Consider the following 15,999-nt stretch of genomic DNA (forward strand, 5'->3'; position numbering starts at 1 on the left):
TCCTGTTTTTCCCGCAGGACGTTGAATCATCATCCGTGAATAGGCACCGCACGAGAAAATGTGAATGCATTTTCGAGGAGTCTCGCTCCTTCCGCTTCAATTAACATAGTTAGCACTATCAACGACTTAAGTAAATATACCAATTTTGGGGATATACCAAACTAAAAATCCAATGAATTTCCGGCTCATTTTAACGAAAGACATATACAGCAGATGGCTTTATGATTTTTCCACAGCATGTCCGCCAAATTCATTACGAAGGGAAGCTACCACTTTACCTGTAAATGTATCATTGTCTAATGAACGGTAACGCATTAGTAAAGACATAGCGATAACAGGGGTAGCTGTTTGAAGATCCAAAGCGGTTTCAACTGTCCATTTCCCTTCCCCAGAAGAATGCATAATGCCCTTAATTTCATCTAATTTTGCATCTTTAGAAAATGCGCGTTCTGTCAATCCCATGAGCCATGAGCGGATGACAGAACCGTTATTCCACACCCGTGCCACTTTTTCATAGTCAAAATCGAAATCGCTTTTTTCCAGGACTTCGAATCCTTCACCAATGGCGGCCATCATTCCGTATTCTATTCCATTGTGGACCATTTTTAAGAAGTGGCCACTACCAGATTTCCCAGCATATAAATACCCATTATCTACAGCTGTATCTCTAAAAATCGGCTCGACAATGCTCCATGCTTCAGGATCTCCACCAATCATATAACAAGCACCATAGCGGGCACCTTCCATCCCCCCAGAAGTACCGGCATCCATAAAGCTCACTCCAACTTTCTTCAACTGTTCGTAACGACGAATGGATTCCTTATAATGCGAATTACCAGCTTCAATGACGACATCTCCTTCACTTAGAAATGGTGTGATTTCACTAATAACTGAATCAACGACGGAGTGTGGGACCATTATCCAAACAACTCGTGGCTTTTCTAATGATTGAACAAGATCTTGTAAACTGGATGCTCCTTCAACTCCGTATTTTTTAATTTCTTCAATAGTATTTGTATTTAGATCAAATGCTACTACATCATGTTTATGGTCAATTAGGTTCTTTCCTAAGTTTAGCCCCATTTTTCCTAATCCAATTAATCCGACCTTCATCATTAATCCTCCTTGAGTATTTCTATATTTTTTGAGTTTTTCATCTATAGCAGAATGGATTCAAAGTATAATCATAATCTTTCTTTTACCACCATCTATAACCATCCTGTTCCAATAATTGATGAGCAGCTTCTGGTCCCATCGATCCAGATTGATACGAATGAAGTGGAACAATATTTTCCTCAAATGTCTCTAAAATAGGCTGTACCCATTTCCAAGATAATTTCACTTCGTTCCAATGAGCAAAGAAGGTAGAATCTCCACGCAGAGCATCAAATATTAAGAGTTCATATGCTTCGGGCACGTCTTTTTTACTCGCTGAAAAATCAACAACAATAGGTTCTAACTTTCCATTTATCGGGTTTTTACTATTTAACTGCAACGAAACACCTTCATTAGGACTTACATTAATAACTAATAGATTGGGTTCAGCATTTTGGATTTCATTGGTATACAAATTCTTTAATGGGTTTTTGAATTCAATCACAATCCGCGTTAATTTTTCCGTCATTCTTTTTCCTGTCCGGATATAGAATGGGACCCCGTCCCAGAAGGAATTATCAATCCAAAGACGAGCGGCAATGAATGTATCGTTTTTAGAAGAAGCATCAACGCCAGGTTCTTCTAAGTATCTGACTACTGGTGTACTGTTTATTTCACCTGATCCATATTGGCCACGAACGACGTGGATACCTACAGTATTTTTCTGTAATGGTCGCAGAGATTCCATAACTTTTCTTTTCTCATTACGGATATCTTTTGCACTAATCTGTTTTGGGAGATGCATGGCTGTCATCATCAACAGCTGTAGCATATGATTTTGAACCATATCACGAATAGCGCCTGCTTGGTCATAATAACCAGCCCTCTCTTCTACACCAACCGTTTCACTAGCCGTAATTTGCACATTGGCAATAAACCGATTGTTCCAAAGTGATTGCAGAACAGGATTGGCAAATTCCAAGGCTTCAAGGTTTTGAACCATTGGTTTTCCGAGATAATGGTCAATCCGAAAAATTTCGTTTTCTTCAAAAGCTTTGCTTAATTTTTCGTTTAAATCTTCAGCAGATTTTAAGTCATACCCAAATGGTTTTTCGATAATCAATCGTTTCCATCCCTTTGTCGAACCTAAGCCACTCTTCTTTATGTTTAAAGCAATTACATCAAAGAATTCAGGAGCAACAGAAAGATAGAACATTCTATTCTCTTCAATAATCTGGTCTTTTTCATTTTGTTGAACGAATTCAACTAACTTCTTATACCCTTCAGTATTCGTGAAATCTAACTGGCAATAACGAAATGCCTTTACAAATTCTTGTTTTTCGGATTTATCATTTATCAAGTGTCTAGAAAAAGTGTATAGCGAGTCTGTTACATGGTTTTGAAAATCAACATCAGACATTTCGTCTATTCCTACACCAATGATCAAAAAAGAATCTGGTAATTTTTGATTCAAATATAAATTAAACAAGGCAGGGTAGATTTTCCGCTTAGCTAAATCCCCAGTTGCCCCAAATAAGACAAACGTCATAGAATCCACTTTTCATTCCTCCACATTTTCAAATAGAAAAATGTCTGATTTTCTTCGTTTTCCCTACAAAAACAACAAGGGTTTTCGCTATTGCGTTATCCTACTTTTGGATGTAAGATTCGTTTGTTTCTCCCAGCTTGTCCGGTAATAATGATATCTCTTAATTGAGAATGTCCACATTTTGGACAGGTTTCATTATTTATGGTGATGGTTAGACATCTTTCACAAACTTTTCGCTGCTTAGTTTTGAACTTTCCCATGCGGATCTCTCCTTTCGTCAAAAGCAACAACATGTATAAATTATTAAATGAAGTTTCACTTCATCTCACCATGCTTGTAGTAGTATTCTCTTAAGGTTTGGTAGTATTCTTTAAGCTCGCTATTACTTGAGCAAAATCAGTATATTACGTAAGTTATACTTTTGAAAGTACGTTCTTTATTAACATATAGATACATTGGTATAACATAGTGTTAAAAATAACACTATAAACATGAATCCAATACCAAGTAACTGATTCCTTTATTATATGTTGTGTTTTTTCAACCTTTTAAATACGTAGAGATACAAAAAAAACCACGGACAGCATCTTTATTAAGATAGCTAACCGTGGTTTGTTAGTATATGAACTTTTTTACACTTTTCGAACCCCTAGGAGAAACTCTTTTTTACTGAATAGACGATTTGTTTTCTGTTTCTTTTTCTAATACATTCTCAATATAATCTTTACCCCAGTCATACATAGCATCCAGAATAGGCATCAGACTTCTTCCATACTCAGTGAGTGAATATTCAACTTTTGGCGGAACGACAGGATAGACTTCACGATGAACAATCAAATGGTCTTCAAGTTCACGCAATTGATTAACAAGCATTCTTTGAGTGATACCAGGCATGAGGGCCTTTAGTTCACCAAAACGTTTGGTTCCTTCTTTTCCTAGATGCCACAATACCAACATTTTCCATTTTCCGCCAATAATCGAAAGAGTCAATTCTTTTTCACAATTAAACACTTTTTCCCCAAGATTCGGCATTTATTTCACCTCCAACTCTTATTATGTCCCATAGTATACTTTTTGTTACTATATGATAAAATAGTGCATACTTTCAATTTAGTAACATACCCAGTATACTGAGTATCGTACCGTTAGTAAATAGCTATCATTTAGCTGATCTTAAAATCATGGATGCAGCTGATATGAAGTTAGCCAAGCATCTGCAGCAGGCGCTGACATCATCACCATTCTTGGTACAGCTGAAGACGAGTCCATTAAAGGTGCTGTAGAAGAAGCAAAAAAACAAGGTAAACAAATCCTTGCTGATATGATCGCAGTTAAAGACATTGAAGGTCGTGCGAAAGAACTGGATAAACTTGGAGTAGATTATATCTGCGTTCACACAGGTTATGACCTTCAAGCTGTAGGGAAAAATTCTTTCGAAGACCTTGCAACCATTCACGATTTTCTTTGTTTCTACTGTGACGTATTGCAGTATAATTTTATGTCGATTTCCCTACTTATTAGCAAGTTTAAGAAAAAACATTTTAATAATTACATAATTGTAATATAATCCTAAAATAGAAATTAGTTACCCACAAAGGAGTATTCAAAATGTGCGAAATAAAAATGTATAGAGAGTTAGAATTAAATATAAAGAGCCTAAGAAAATTACTTATAGAAACTGGTGTTAAGAAAGGTCTAAATCATCAGGAAACACTTGAATATAGTGAAAAGCTAGACAAGTTGATTCTTAAGAAATCCCTAATAAATAATTATTAAATACTTTAAAGATTTACCAAAGCCATGGATTTGAGTCAATATTTTGGACACAAAAAAGTTAAATCTTAAGCTGTATTTGTAATTTGATCTTCAATGGCTTGTGGATTTTTATATCCTAAGCTGCTGTGAATTCTTTTTCGGTTTACCAACCTTCAATAAATTGGAATATCGCTAATTTAGCTGTTTGGTAGTCTAGATACTGTACATGGTTGACTTCTTCCTTCTTTAATATCGCATGAAAAGATTCAATACTGCATTATCGTACGGGCAACCCTTCTGGCTAAAGGTTCGCTTAATATGATGATTCTGGGTATGTTGAGTAAACTCACTGCTTGTATATTGTGAGCCAAGATTCGTATGAAGAACTAAGCCCTCCGATGGCTTTTGTGAAGAGTGAGCGTTATCGAAAGCTTTTATGACCAGTTCTGTCGCCATAGAACGTGAAAAGGAATACCCTACTATTTCCTTAGAATGAAGATCCAATACAGAAGCTAAATAACACCATCCGTCTTTTAACGTGTGGATATACGTAATATCAGCTACCCATTTCTCATTAATGGTCTGGGTAGTAAAGTCTCGTTTAAGCAAATTATCTAACTGAATAATCTTTTCTTTTGATGGATAAGGACGGTATTTTTTCTTCCTGATAGAACGAATACTCGCTTTGTTCATTAGGCGTTGAACACGCTTTAGACTTAGGGAAAACCCTTTGGTTAATAAGATTTTATGTATCTTGGGAGCACCCTAAGGTCCCTTGCTTTCTAAGTAGATGAGATGAATTTTCTGCGTTAGCTCTTGGTTTTCCTGTTCGCGATTGGATACGACAAGTTGAGGAGACTGATAATGGCTGCTTCTTGGGATTTCTAGTATTTCACACATCTTCTGTATGGGATATTGTTTCTTGTCTTCCTCAATAAATTCGGTAAGATCTGTCTCGGTTACTTTTTCGCGAATATGGCCATAGCCTTTTTTAAGATTTCAACTTCTTGCTTTAACCGAAGGTTTTCCTTCTGTATGGCAGCTAATTCCTTTGGAGTCATAGACTCTTTCCCTAAACCGATAGGGATAAATTCTTTAACCCATTTATAAATGGTAACTTCTGATACGCCATATTCGCCGCTTAATTCTTTGACCGAATTACCCAAGATCTACAATAGTCTTCTTGAATTCATTATTATATTTTTCACCTGTATTCTTACGTTCCAAGACGGACACATCCTCTCAAAAATCATTGTAAGGACTTAACTAAAATGTGTCCATGAAACTATACTAACTCCACATCAGTGTGACAAACCCCCGACGCAATAAGGCGAACTAAAACCTCACTTAGTTTAGGATCATCCATTGTAATTTCTGTGATTTGGAATGGTTCACCTTCCCCAATGTAACTGCTGACCTTTTCTGTTGAATCCTTACAAAACGATCTGCCCAGATTGTATTATAAGTTTCTAGAAGCTTTCTATCCTACTTAGTTATTTTATGCTTAATATGAATGTACAAAAAGAGAAAAGGGATATATAGATACACAAAGTAAAAAGCAATGTTTGAATACATTTCATTCAATCGCTCTATTTGACTCCTCTCTTTGAGCACATTAGCTATAATAAAGAATAGGACCAGTACAATGAACAGACTTATACGTTGTTTCACATTTATTACTTTCTTAATAGCACGACAACCTGCCCATATTTTCACACTGATATTGGGTAATACGAGAAGTAACCAAATCGAAACAACGATAAATTCGACTCTTTCTATTAGAGGGAATTTCGCAATTTTCATTTGAGCTAATGTTGGCCATATTGTATGGTTTAATTGTCCTTCACTAAAGAAAACAAATGTGATGAGTGCTACTATTAGATAAAGTAAGCTTGAGAACAAAAGTCCAAAATGGGCCCATTTTTGTGATTTGTCTGGATTTTTTATGAATGGGTAGAACATGAATAAGGTCTCAAAGCCAACATACTGAAACAACATAGCTTTAGAGGATGATACGATTTCCTTCACAGAGTGGTTAAAGACGGGTAATAAATTGTGAAAATTGGCAAATTCCAATGAAAAAAAATTAAGGGGAAACAGGATAATAAAGGGTATGATAGTTCCCCAGAAACACATTCCAGTAATCACGCGGAATCCACCGGATACAACGTAATAAATGAGGACTAGAAGAATGAGGCTTATTTGCCAGGTCTTCATTAAGGGAAACAGCCAAACTTGAACAACTTCAACATAAACACGGAAAACAATTAACGCTAATATAAGAAAGTAGAAAATCACAAAAATGTTGAACAGTCCGCCAATCCATTTTCCAAAGCAAAATTTGTGAACATGTATGACATCATTTTTAGCAATTCCAAGAATACGATAGACCATCCAAACTAGTATATGAATGCTTATACTTGATAAAATGATGGAAATCCATGCATCATAACCTGCGTCCTTCGTTATTTCTCGTTGAAAACTCATGATTCCTATGCCAATAATATTCGTGTAGATCAGAAAGAAAACGTAAAAGGAAGATACTAAATGTCGTTCGTCTAGTAATGATTTCACGTGGTTCCTCCTCTTATCATGCAGACTTACTCTTCAATACCTGTATTTAGGATGTCAATATTTGTGTGTACAGTGGTTTTTACTTCTGGGTATATCTCCATAAACCGTTGATAGTCCCAATTTCTTGAGGTGGCTCTAACCTTTTCTCCCAACCCAATGGGATCAACATTGTATCCTTGTGCCAGTGAAATTAAACGTTGGACCTCTTCCTTAAAGTGTGCATTTAAAATTCGTTCCAATTTTACAATATCTTTATCTTTTTTCAAATCAAACCAGGATGATGCTTTTTCAATCTCTGCATGGATGGTTAAATCGATGAATATACTCGGAATGTCTTCGCTTTTCTCAACCGTATATGTAGTTTTTGCATCCAGGTTTTTCAAGAGAATAAAACCTTCCTTTTTATTTTGCGTGATTTTGGTTTTATATTGTCCATTTTGAGACCCATCAATTAATGTTTTTAGAATTAAGGACTGTCTTAAATTAATATGATTTATGTACTTCCCGTTTTTTAATAAGGCTAACCCGTCAATTTTAATTTGATTTTCCTCTAGGATAAAGTAAGGTAAAATTTGATCCCTCCCTTCTTGATGAAAATTGTTCAAAAACATGTGCAGATTCATTTTTGGCAAATTACCACTTTCAATGTTTTGATTGATTTTTTCACTTAAATGGAATGAAAGATTCACATGTTTACTGGATTGAAGTATATCTTCGGCTGTGTTTTCAGCAATGCCCAACTGCATTCGACTCGCCGTATTTGGATTTCGGGCAAAATTAGTGATAACATCTTCGATCCCTTGTGTGGCATATTCCTTGCCGAACAATACAAAATCTAATTTTCCTGTCTCAATAGGATAGGCTGATTTTGCATTCAGTCTCGGGAGTATGTCTTCATATGAATCAGACACCGTTTTATAAATCTTCAATTTGATATTTCCCTGTTCTGCGAAAGTAGGGTAAAGAGCAATTCCTTTAACTTTGCCTTCTTCCCGATCATATCCTAGAGCTTCAATTATCTGAACTTCATCAATGATCCTCTCATGTATACCACACCCTGATAAAAAGAAAGTTAAGCTAAAAGTTAACAGAAAACATAATTTCATTTACTTCACCTTTATGACCCTTTCCTGATTATTCATCAAAATCACTTTTCTTTTTTTTGTGATTATCTGGGTGGTATCTCCAAATTGATTTAGGACGTAAATAATTTGGCCTTTTGGATGTTTTACTATAAGAGGAACGGATCAGGCTGTCCGTTAAATCCTCTGGCCTAAAAGGATAAAATGGAACGGTATAGGGTGTTCCTAAAGATTCTAACCGTGTAAGGTGAGTGATTAAAAAGGCAATCCCGATAACGATACCTAGTCCCCCCCAAATAGATGCGAAGAGAATTAAAGGAAAACGTAAAAAACGTATAGTGTTCGACATTTTATAAATGGGGGTAGTAAAGGAAGCTAAGGCAGATAAGGCGACTATAATGAGTAAGACATTACTTGTAAGGGCCGCCTCAACTGACGCTTGGCCGATAACAATACCGCCCACTATTCCCAATGTTTGTCCTACTTTTGTAGGTAACCGGACTCCCGCTTCACGTAATAGTTCAATCGTGAATTCCAGAAAAATCACCTCTAATACCGGTGGAAACGGGACATTATAACGAGAAACACTAAGTGAACCGAATAAATCGTTTGGAATCATCTCGTAATGGTAAGTGATAACGGCTATATAAATAGATGTTCCAAAAATGGAGAAAAGGACACTGCATATCCGTATTAAACGAAAAAAAGATCCAAGAATCCATGGGAGAAAGTAATCTTCAGGTGAAATAAAATAATCAATGATCGTAGAAGGACCTGTAATGACATATGGCGACCCACTACTTAAAACAGCTACTTGTCCGTTAATAAGAGATTGAACCGCCCTATCCACACGTTCAGTTGGAAGAAGCAAAGGAAACGGTGTAAGGGAATTATCTTCTATAAATTGATGCAGCTGAGAAGTATCAAAAATGACATCAAAATCAATATCTTGAAGCCGTTGGGTCATGGTATTAACATGCTGCTCACTCGTAATCCCATCAATATGAGCAATAATAACTCGAGTATTTGAAGTAGAACCAATGTTTACTTCCTTCGTAATTAGATCAGTTGTATTTATTTGTTGTCTTAATAAATGTATATTTACATCAATATTCTCTAGAAACCCAATTTGTGGACCCACCACACTAAACTCATTTTCAACGTTATTTTGTTCACGCAATCCAGCTTTATCATTAGATAAGAGAATTAAAGCAACCCTTTGATCATTTTCCTTCATTTGAAGTATCGCATACCCTTTAAGTAACTTTGATTCAGCTTCGTTCCCATTATCCGTTATTACAATATCTTCTATTGCGATGATTTTCTTTATGTCATCAATTTTCTCTAGCCTGTCTAGTTTAAAAGGAGTCTCTCGGAAAATCAGTAAAATTTTCAGTTGGAGTTGTTGTTGATCGACCAGTGTATTGTAGTAAGAAATGATTAAATGTCCCGATTCATCCGTAAGTGGAAATTGTTTAAAATCACTGGATTTTTTAGCCTTAGCAAACAGCTGGCCAATATCTTGTGAATTCTCAGTCACGGCCTGTTTGTCTTTATTATTTCTAATCTTTCGTTTTTTGAAGAACATCTAATCACCTCCCTATTACTAAGGAATTTAAATCCTTCTATATTATGTGAAGGCATCCCCATATTTATGTAAATCCGTTTTATAATAAGTGAAAACTTTATCCTCTCCAGTTTACATAATATAAATATAGCTTAGAGTAAGCAAAGGACCATGATCCTAAAGAAATAATCCCTGTAGGGGTAGGTTCGGACAGCAAAACACAAATTTACAAAGTTAAAACTTTTTCAAAATAAAAAGAGCCAAAAGGCTCTCTTAAATCATCGAATGGAGTTTAAATTTTAATGCTCCCCACAATCTAATATAACGAAGAAGCCGGTAATAGCAATAACTCCCCCAGCAGAAGCTATAAGCAATATCAAGACAATACCAAACATAAAAACAACTCCTATATAAGATTAGGCTGTTGACCAATATGGAATATACTTGAAGGTTCTTTTCACCTTGTTCTGGCCAATGCCAGACATGTCAAAAATGTTCCAGGGCGTAAAACTGATGTGAAAGATGCCGAATGGCTTGCCAAGCTTCTAAGATGCGGACTTATTGAAAGCAATTTTGTCCCACCAGAGGATATTCGTGATTTACGAGATCTTACTCGTTATCTAAAAAAATTGATTCATCATCGCACCTCAGAGCAGAATCGCATTCACAAAATTCTTCAAGATGCTTAATATCAAGCTAACATCCGTTCTATCAGATATTTTCGGTGTATCGGGACGCCGTATCCTTGAAGCGATTCTAAACGGTGAAAAAATAGAGACCGATGGTCTTCGAAAAATGGTGGATTGGCGAACAAAAGCAAGTATTACTGACATTACCAATGCAATTAATGGCCGTATTCGCCGTCATCATCGTGATATGTTGCGCGTTACCATTGGGAGCATATAGGTTATTTAGAACAAACCATATAAGAATTGGAAAAACAAATCGATCAACTCCTGTCCCCTTATCGCAAGGAAGTAGAATTATGGGATGGTATACTGGTGTGATCAAAGCTGCCGCAGCTACTTTTATTGCGGAGATGGGTGTAGATATGTCCGTATTTAAGTCAGCTAAACATCTTGCCTCTTGAGCTGGTGTGAGTCCTGGAAATTACGAAAGTGCTGGTAAAAAAAAACGAGTAAAACCACACCAGGAAATAAAGCTTTAAAAACGATGGCCATAGAATGTGTATTAGCGACATCAAGGCAAAATAATCGAATGGCTTCACAACGAAAAAGGATTACCAAACGGCAAGGAAAAATGAAGGGACGAATCGCTTCTGCCCATTTACTAGTAACGATTGCTTACAACATCTTAAAAACAGGAGAACCTTATCATGAACTAGGCTCAAATCACCTTGAAGAAAAACAAAATAACAAAGAATTAAAAATGATCGAATACCTAAAAAAGTAAGGCTATACAATCGCTCCATCTGAACAACAAACTGCATAACCAGTTAAAATAACGAACTAGTACATTTACCCCCATCAAAAAAATGAGAATATGGAGGGTTTATTTTAGCATGGCTTTTTTACTAATGTGCTTTCATACAAAAAAGCTGCCTTAAAGACAACTCCGATCTTCAGCTAAAGCACCCGATAGTGAAATACCAAAAACTACCTAACATATTGAAGAATTAACTGATATAAGGCTATGCAAAGTCCTAAAATACACGCTTTCATTTTAGATGGATGGTTTCTTTTACTGCGTAACAAGTAAAAGAAACCTAATATAAAACCCAACGGAATCCATAGCTGAAAGACACCTTCTTTTGTACTGCGAGAAAAAATTGGAGAGCTGTAAGTGCTTATCAGAAAGTAAAAGAAAGTCGTAAATCGTTGTGTTTCTAATTGCTTGCTCCGCCTTGCTATAAAAAAGGGAATTCCACAATCGGATTCCCTTTTCTCACGTCTTCTTTTAATTGTCAAAATAGTCGAAAGCTCTGTCATTCTGACAGTTTTCACAAACATGAAGAATTCTGATTCTTTTTGATTCAGTTTCTTCTGTTTCCATTTCCTGCTCACTGCCGCATAATTCACAAATCCGCATAATCTTCCTCCTCTTAATGAGGTGAATTTTGATTTTCCGTTTAAACCAAAACAAAGGCATTTTTACAAGAATCAGGAGTGGAACGTTGATCCACTACAGATTGGAACTAAAACGTTCACGCCCTTCACTAAACCGATGAGTGAAGAAAAATGGTTTGAAAAATGGAGTAATATGAAAATCAATGTAAACTATCATCTCGAATTAGAGCCCTTAATTGATGTCCAAGATTAACTTTGTAAAGTAAGGTGCTACTATATAACAGTTGCACTTCTATAATTCCCCTAGCAAACCGTATGACGAGATTTGGAGGGCAACGAGGTTATCAAAAGACTAGGATAACCCTTTAAGTAAAGTAATTGTAATAAAAAAAGACCTTATTTAGGTCTCAATGATTGTGATTGATTTAAGTACTCTCTAATTAAAAAAACGGGAATGATCCCTTAACGTTTCCAGCGATAATCGGTTTTCATGTCTTGCTATATTCTCTAAGACGTCTTTCAATTAAGCCCCTCCATTTCTTTACGTCCATAATTGAAACCATGAAATATTATTGGAAAACTGTAGTATTTACTGTTATATTAAGTGGATCTGTTGGATTAGAGAATGAAAATATTCTTACCATTAAATTATGGTTATGTACGGTCATTTTTAGAAACAGCTAGTTTACAACCCCCTTTATTAAAACTAAGAAATCAACCCTGGATGGATTCGCCAAAAATAGGCCGAATCCATCCAGGGTTGATTTTTGGGGCTAGATATTAAAAGGCCTTCCATGACTCACTTATCAAGTTCCATTTCTTTTTTCAACCGATCCACAAAACGTTCATTGATATAAGTACGGACAAACTGGTCCTTTTTCTCCAAATCGATGTCTTTTCTAAAAAACCCCACCCTCTTAAGGCGTTGATCCTCAGGCAAGTTGGACCATGCCTGGTTCGCCTCCTCTTCCAGTGAACTTTCAATCTTTCTCTGGATCACCATCGCTTGAAAGCTTTGGTTCTTTCTTTCTTCTATAGATGGTGGTTTGGGCAAGCCGTTTAGTAACAGTTCATATTGGCTTTTCAACTCTTCGACTTTTGCGGTAGCCATTTCTTCAAAAGTTTTCTTCACTTCTTCTGTTATCTGTTTTTTCAAAGTCTCCATATTGTCTACATATGGAGCAGGTTTCTCTTTTTTTACAGGGAATGCTCTTAACTCAAAAAAGTTTGAGAGATCATTTGAAATCGCTGATAAGGCCCACTTTTCTTCCCTTCTCTTCTTTATAAACATTGCAATTTTTAAATCTAATTCATCGTACACTTTTTCATTGGTTTCTAGAGTACGATTAATATAATGAAGGCGTTCTTTCTCTAACCGTTTAAACCAACCGTCCACTGTATTAATATGTATATTTTGATTGTTCAGATGAGTTTTTAACGTTTCTACAAAATCGCTAATTTTCCAAAAGGTTTCTTCTGACATTTTTGAACCTCCTAAATTTATTTTTTTGTCTTATTTATTAAAAGTCTCTAAATAATGAACTATATGTAGAACACAAAGCACAAATGGTCTACATATATAACGGTTTTACCGGTAGTATAGCAAGAATAATAAGATGCTCTGTTTATGTAGACTATTTATGGAGTATAGAGTATGTGTGCTCTATATCCTTTTTCTAATTAAGTAAGAAAATGACCGTTGATCGTAGACTCGAAAACTCATGCCTGGAAATTGGTTTTTAGTATTGAAATGTAGCCTCTGGTTTATAGTCTATATGTAGAATACAAAACACAAATAGTCTACATTAGTAACTGTTATAATTGAAGTAGCAGTTAAATAACAGTAATAAAAAAGGTTAATATAATTACCTAGCTGAAGTTCCAGATTCATGTAGGCTATATATATTGATGCTTTATAGACCATTTATGGATTATAGAGTATATGTGCCCTCTATGAACCCTTTTTTAAGTTAGAAACAAGGAATATAAGGTATAGATATGGCCTCTATATTATAGCCTATATGTAGAATGCAAAACATAAATGGTCTACATTAGTAAGTGTTACATTTACAGTAGCAGTTAAACAGTAGAAAGAATAAGATTAAAAAAATGGTCTAGTTATGGATCCAAGTTTATGTAGGCTATATATAGTAATAGTTTATAGACCATTTGTAGATTATAGAGTATATGTGCTCTATAATAAGTTAGATAAGAAATATTGTTTTAAAACTTGAAAACTATCTATCTAGATTTAGTAAATATATGGGCTAAATGTAGCCTCTAAATTATAGACTATATATGGAACACAAAATACAAATGGACCACATGAATAATAATATTATACAAGACTAGTAACGAATAACAAAATAAAAAAGAATTATAAGATGGCCAACTTTGAATTATTATTTTTCATTTGATCTTATTTAAAGTCATAGCCAGTTAGGGAGCAGAGGGTAGATAGTTCCTTTAAATCGACCATCTGTAGCTTAAATCCAGTTAAATTTATAGACTATATATAGTTTACAGAACACAAGTGGTCTATATAAAGTGATTCGTTTGGTGCAACCTTGGGGGAGGAGTAACATTCTAAAAGAATACAGGTTGTTTGTGCTCTATAAAGCTTTCTATATGTATTTGACTTTATATAAGCAATGTCCTTTCTCTGATTTTGACTGATTTTGTCTATAACAGGAAAAACCCCATCAAAGGATAGGGTTAGTCGTCGTCGTCAAAATCTAAGAATGTTTTTTGTGCAAATTTTTGAATGGCTGCATTTGCTTTAAAGGCGTTTTTTTCTTCTTGCTTATTTTCAGGAGTCTGATTAAATTCAAAGGCTTTATTAGACTTGGTCACTACCTGATAAAGAAGTTGACTAATCAATGCCCTTGTATTAGGATGGTTCATCCATTCCTTTTGTTCATCTGTCAAACCTTCGGGCAGACTAATGGTGATTTGATCACTATCTGTATTCCCCAATGCTTTTTGCGAAATCGCCTTAACAAAGATCGGAGCTATTTCACTACTGAATTTCCTGCCTAATTTCTTTTTCCTGTTTATTAAATACTCACTGACATGTAAAGGGGTGTCAGAGGGTAAGCGAAAAGAGATGGTTTTTCCAGGTTCAAATTGTTCCATGGATTTATATCACTCTTTTGCAGCTGCCACGTCTTGTGTAGATATCCCTTTACTTTGTAAATACATAAGCAGAATTTTAAAATAGGCTCGTGTAATCATCCATACGCTATCATCTTCCGAAACGAAACGGAGAGGGTAGTTTTTGTCAGCTTGATTCAGGGTATTCAAGTAAGGTTTTAACACCAAGGATCCGCCACCAATTTGATATGCCAGCCTTATGTCTGGTACATTCCGCCACATATCTTTAATTAATTTATATTCTTCTTTGGCTAAAACGGATAATTCTTCATCAATAATATCTTTTATGGAGACTCTATTCCCATTAACCCAGATATGATATTGTTCATCAGGCTGTTCATTCGTGATGATTTCTACGAGTGTGCGTCTACTTTTAATAGTGTATTTGTATTTGGAATACACTTTCTTGATAATATTATCCAAATAGGTGGATACACCTCTTTTTATTCCATTGCTGTATTCATTATCCACTTCAGCTTCATCGGTAATGATGGCTGAGTCTGTTGATAAGCCCCCAATATCGTTGATGAGGATTGTTTTTCCCATGAGTTCTTCGTTTTTGGTAGAACCGTCATTATTTGTTGTTAAATCCACAAATGCTGCGAATCCTTCCGTATTCACAAGGATTTGCTCGAATTTAATCCGAACTATTTTACCTTCTAGAGAAGGGGTTTTTAAGAATTTTACTTCATGTTGGGAGTTTTTTAATTTTTTTCGGAAGTCTTTAGCTTTTCCTTGTTTAGTTTCATCCAAGGGCAATCCTGTTGATAAGTAATAAGTTGCTTCAATAACACCATCTTCTTCAGGAAATTGTTCCACGGCATCATAAGCAAGGGTTGTCAATAGCATGATGACAGGTTGGTCACTCTCGGATTTATCTTGATCTGGCGTTAATTCGTCATTATTTGGATACTTGGATGCTAACTTTCCGACTGCAAAACTTCCGTTTTTATTTTTTAAGGCGGATGAAGTAATCTCCACATGTAATCCATTCAATATGTTTTTTTCCATCTCCACAATTTCCCGGTCCTGCACTTCTGCAATGACGTTTGGTATGTATACACGATTTTCAATACTTCCCAAGAATCCTTTAACCGCATCATTACCAACATCAACTGATACAAATCTAGCCATTTTTAATAAATTCCTCCTCGGTTTCATTTATTTTCATTGAAATCTAATCTCATTGTATGCTTT

General features: G+C 35.5%; 16 protein-coding genes and 2 pseudogenes. 6 read left to right on the forward strand and 12 right to left on the reverse strand.

What is annotated here, in order from left to right:
* Positions 1 to 219: 219 nt before the first annotated feature.
* From gnd to QUF94_RS25525, 4 genes are all read right to left on the reverse strand, one after another.
* Positions 220 to 1,113, reverse strand: coding sequence for a phosphogluconate dehydrogenase (NAD(+)-dependent, decarboxylating) (gene gnd / locus QUF94_RS25510; RefSeq protein ID WP_289318560.1), 894 nt, complete (start codon positions 1,111 to 1,113; stop codon positions 220 to 222).
* Positions 1,114 to 1,198: 85 nt separating this feature from the next.
* Positions 1,199 to 2,653: a glucose-6-phosphate dehydrogenase gene (gene zwf / locus QUF94_RS25515; RefSeq protein ID WP_289318561.1), complete on the reverse strand. Its 1,455-nt coding sequence runs from the start codon at positions 2,651 to 2,653 to the stop codon at positions 1,199 to 1,201.
* A gap of 86 nt (positions 2,654 to 2,739) precedes the next feature.
* A complete protein-coding gene (locus tag QUF94_RS25520) occupies positions 2,740 to 2,904 on the reverse strand; it encodes a hypothetical protein (protein WP_153246161.1) in 165 nt (54 codons plus the stop codon).
* Positions 2,905 to 3,310: 406 nt separating this feature from the next.
* Positions 3,311 to 3,676 carry a winged helix-turn-helix transcriptional regulator gene (locus QUF94_RS25525; RefSeq protein WP_031538335.1) on the reverse strand — a complete coding sequence of 122 codons (366 nt, stop codon included), beginning with the start codon at positions 3,674 to 3,676 and terminating at the stop codon, positions 3,311 to 3,313.
* A 131-nt stretch (positions 3,677 to 3,807) separates the two neighbouring features.
* On the opposite strand from QUF94_RS25525, the pseudogene QUF94_RS25530 reads away from it, so the two are divergent.
* Both QUF94_RS25530 and QUF94_RS25535 read left to right on the forward strand, forming a co-directional pair.
* Positions 3,808 to 4,097: pseudogene (locus tag QUF94_RS25530) on the forward strand (orotidine 5'-phosphate decarboxylase / HUMPS family protein); the annotation flags it as partial.
* Positions 4,098 to 4,267: 170 nt separating this feature from the next.
* A complete protein-coding gene (locus tag QUF94_RS25535) occupies positions 4,268 to 4,420 on the forward strand; it encodes an aspartyl-phosphate phosphatase Spo0E family protein (protein ID WP_226990407.1) in 153 nt (50 codons plus the stop codon).
* A gap of 65 nt (positions 4,421 to 4,485) precedes the next feature.
* On the opposite strand, the pseudogene QUF94_RS25540 reads toward QUF94_RS25535, so the two are convergent.
* The 4 genes and pseudogenes from QUF94_RS25540 to QUF94_RS25555 form a co-directional block, all read right to left on the reverse strand.
* Positions 4,486 to 5,626, reverse strand: a pseudogene (locus QUF94_RS25540) (IS3 family transposase).
* A 258-nt stretch (positions 5,627 to 5,884) separates the two neighbouring features.
* Positions 5,885 to 6,973 carry a GerAB/ArcD/ProY family transporter gene (locus QUF94_RS25545; RefSeq protein WP_289318562.1) on the reverse strand — a complete coding sequence of 363 codons (1,089 nt, stop codon included), beginning with the start codon at positions 6,971 to 6,973 and terminating at the stop codon, positions 5,885 to 5,887.
* Between the two features lie 26 nt (positions 6,974 to 6,999).
* Positions 7,000 to 8,079 carry a Ger(x)C family spore germination protein gene (locus QUF94_RS25550; RefSeq protein ID WP_289318563.1) on the reverse strand — a complete coding sequence of 360 codons (1,080 nt, stop codon included), beginning with the start codon at positions 8,077 to 8,079 and terminating at the stop codon, positions 7,000 to 7,002.
* A 28-nt stretch (positions 8,080 to 8,107) separates the two neighbouring features.
* Positions 8,108 to 9,643 (reverse strand): spore germination protein, encoded by a 1,536-nt coding sequence (locus tag QUF94_RS25555; RefSeq protein ID WP_289318564.1) that lies wholly within the window; start codon positions 9,641 to 9,643, stop codon positions 8,108 to 8,110.
* A 446-nt stretch (positions 9,644 to 10,089) separates the two neighbouring features.
* Between QUF94_RS25555 and QUF94_RS25560 the strand changes: the two genes are divergently transcribed.
* The 3 genes from QUF94_RS25560 (at position 10,090) to QUF94_RS25570 (ending at position 11,035) form a co-directional block, all read left to right on the forward strand.
* Positions 10,090 to 10,311, forward strand: coding sequence for an IS110 family transposase (locus QUF94_RS25560; RefSeq protein WP_289318622.1), 222 nt, complete (start codon positions 10,090 to 10,092; stop codon positions 10,309 to 10,311).
* Entirely contained in the window at positions 10,304 to 10,528 is a 225-nt protein-coding gene (locus tag QUF94_RS25565) for a hypothetical protein (protein ID WP_289318565.1), read from the forward strand. The genes QUF94_RS25560 and QUF94_RS25565 overlap by 8 nt, the downstream gene beginning before the upstream one ends.
* Before the next feature lie 267 nt (positions 10,529 to 10,795).
* Positions 10,796 to 11,035 (forward strand): hypothetical protein, encoded by a 240-nt coding sequence (locus QUF94_RS25570; RefSeq protein WP_289318566.1) that lies wholly within the window; start codon positions 10,796 to 10,798, stop codon positions 11,033 to 11,035.
* Between the two features lie 504 nt (positions 11,036 to 11,539).
* Here QUF94_RS25570 and QUF94_RS25575 read toward each other — a convergent pair.
* Positions 11,540 to 11,671 (reverse strand): hypothetical protein, encoded by a 132-nt coding sequence (locus QUF94_RS25575; protein ID WP_289318567.1) that lies wholly within the window; start codon positions 11,669 to 11,671, stop codon positions 11,540 to 11,542.
* 21 nt (positions 11,672 to 11,692) lie between these two features.
* Between QUF94_RS25575 and QUF94_RS25580 the strand changes: the two genes are divergently transcribed.
* Positions 11,693 to 11,902 (forward strand): Ger(x)C family spore germination protein, encoded by a 210-nt coding sequence (locus tag QUF94_RS25580; RefSeq protein WP_289318568.1) that lies wholly within the window; start codon positions 11,693 to 11,695, stop codon positions 11,900 to 11,902.
* A gap of 546 nt (positions 11,903 to 12,448) precedes the next feature.
* Here the strand turns inward: QUF94_RS25580 and QUF94_RS25585 are convergent.
* The 3 genes from QUF94_RS25585 to QUF94_RS25595 form a co-directional block, all read right to left on the reverse strand.
* Positions 12,449 to 13,132: a MerR family transcriptional regulator gene (locus tag QUF94_RS25585; RefSeq protein ID WP_289318569.1), complete on the reverse strand. Its 684-nt coding sequence runs from the start codon at positions 13,130 to 13,132 to the stop codon at positions 12,449 to 12,451.
* A gap of 1,232 nt (positions 13,133 to 14,364) precedes the next feature.
* A complete protein-coding gene (locus QUF94_RS25590; protein WP_289318570.1) occupies positions 14,365 to 14,784 on the reverse strand; it encodes a hypothetical protein in 420 nt (139 codons plus the stop codon).
* 9 nt (positions 14,785 to 14,793) lie between these two features.
* Positions 14,794 to 15,936, reverse strand: a complete 1,143-nt coding sequence (locus tag QUF94_RS25595) for a ParM/StbA family protein (RefSeq protein WP_289318571.1) — start codon at positions 15,934 to 15,936, stop codon at positions 14,794 to 14,796.
* Between the last annotated feature and the right edge of the window lie 63 nt (positions 15,937 to 15,999).

This window comes from Peribacillus sp. NJ4 (assembly GCF_030348345.1).
In the GTDB taxonomy this organism is placed as follows: Bacteria; Bacillota; Bacilli; order Bacillales; family DSM-1321; genus Peribacillus.

What these genes read in the sequence shown, in the direction of transcription:
- QUF94_RS25590 (WP_289318570.1), bottom strand. Translation starts at nt 14,784, where the DNA reads ATGGAACAATTTGAACCTGGAAAAACCATCTCTTTTCGCTTACCCTCT.
- QUF94_RS25565 (WP_289318565.1), top strand. Translation starts at nt 10,304, where the DNA reads ATGCTTAATATCAAGCTAACATCCGTTCTATCAGATATTTTCGGTGTA.
- QUF94_RS25535 (WP_226990407.1), top strand. Translation starts at nt 4,268, where the DNA reads ATGTATAGAGAGTTAGAATTAAATATAAAGAGCCTAAGAAAATTACTT.
- gnd (WP_289318560.1), bottom strand. Translation starts at nt 1,113, where the DNA reads ATGAAGGTCGGATTAATTGGATTAGGAAAAATGGGGCTAAACTTAGGA.
- QUF94_RS25585 (WP_289318569.1), bottom strand. Translation starts at nt 13,132, where the DNA reads ATGTCAGAAGAAACCTTTTGGAAAATTAGCGATTTTGTAGAAACGTTA.
- QUF94_RS25550 (WP_289318563.1), bottom strand. Translation starts at nt 8,079, where the DNA reads ATGAAATTATGTTTTCTGTTAACTTTTAGCTTAACTTTCTTTTTATCA.
- QUF94_RS25525 (WP_031538335.1), bottom strand. Translation starts at nt 3,676, where the DNA reads ATGCCGAATCTTGGGGAAAAAGTGTTTAATTGTGAAAAAGAATTGACT.
- QUF94_RS25520 (WP_153246161.1), bottom strand. Translation starts at nt 2,904, where the DNA reads ATGGGAAAGTTCAAAACTAAGCAGCGAAAAGTTTGTGAAAGATGTCTA.
- QUF94_RS25575 (WP_289318567.1), bottom strand. Translation starts at nt 11,671, where the DNA reads ATGCGGATTTGTGAATTATGCGGCAGTGAGCAGGAAATGGAAACAGAA.
- QUF94_RS25570 (WP_289318566.1), top strand. Translation starts at nt 10,796, where the DNA reads ATGGCCATAGAATGTGTATTAGCGACATCAAGGCAAAATAATCGAATG.
- QUF94_RS25555 (WP_289318564.1), bottom strand. Translation starts at nt 9,643, where the DNA reads ATGTTCTTCAAAAAACGAAAGATTAGAAATAATAAAGACAAACAGGCC.
- QUF94_RS25595 (WP_289318571.1), bottom strand. Translation starts at nt 15,936, where the DNA reads ATGGCTAGATTTGTATCAGTTGATGTTGGTAATGATGCGGTTAAAGGA.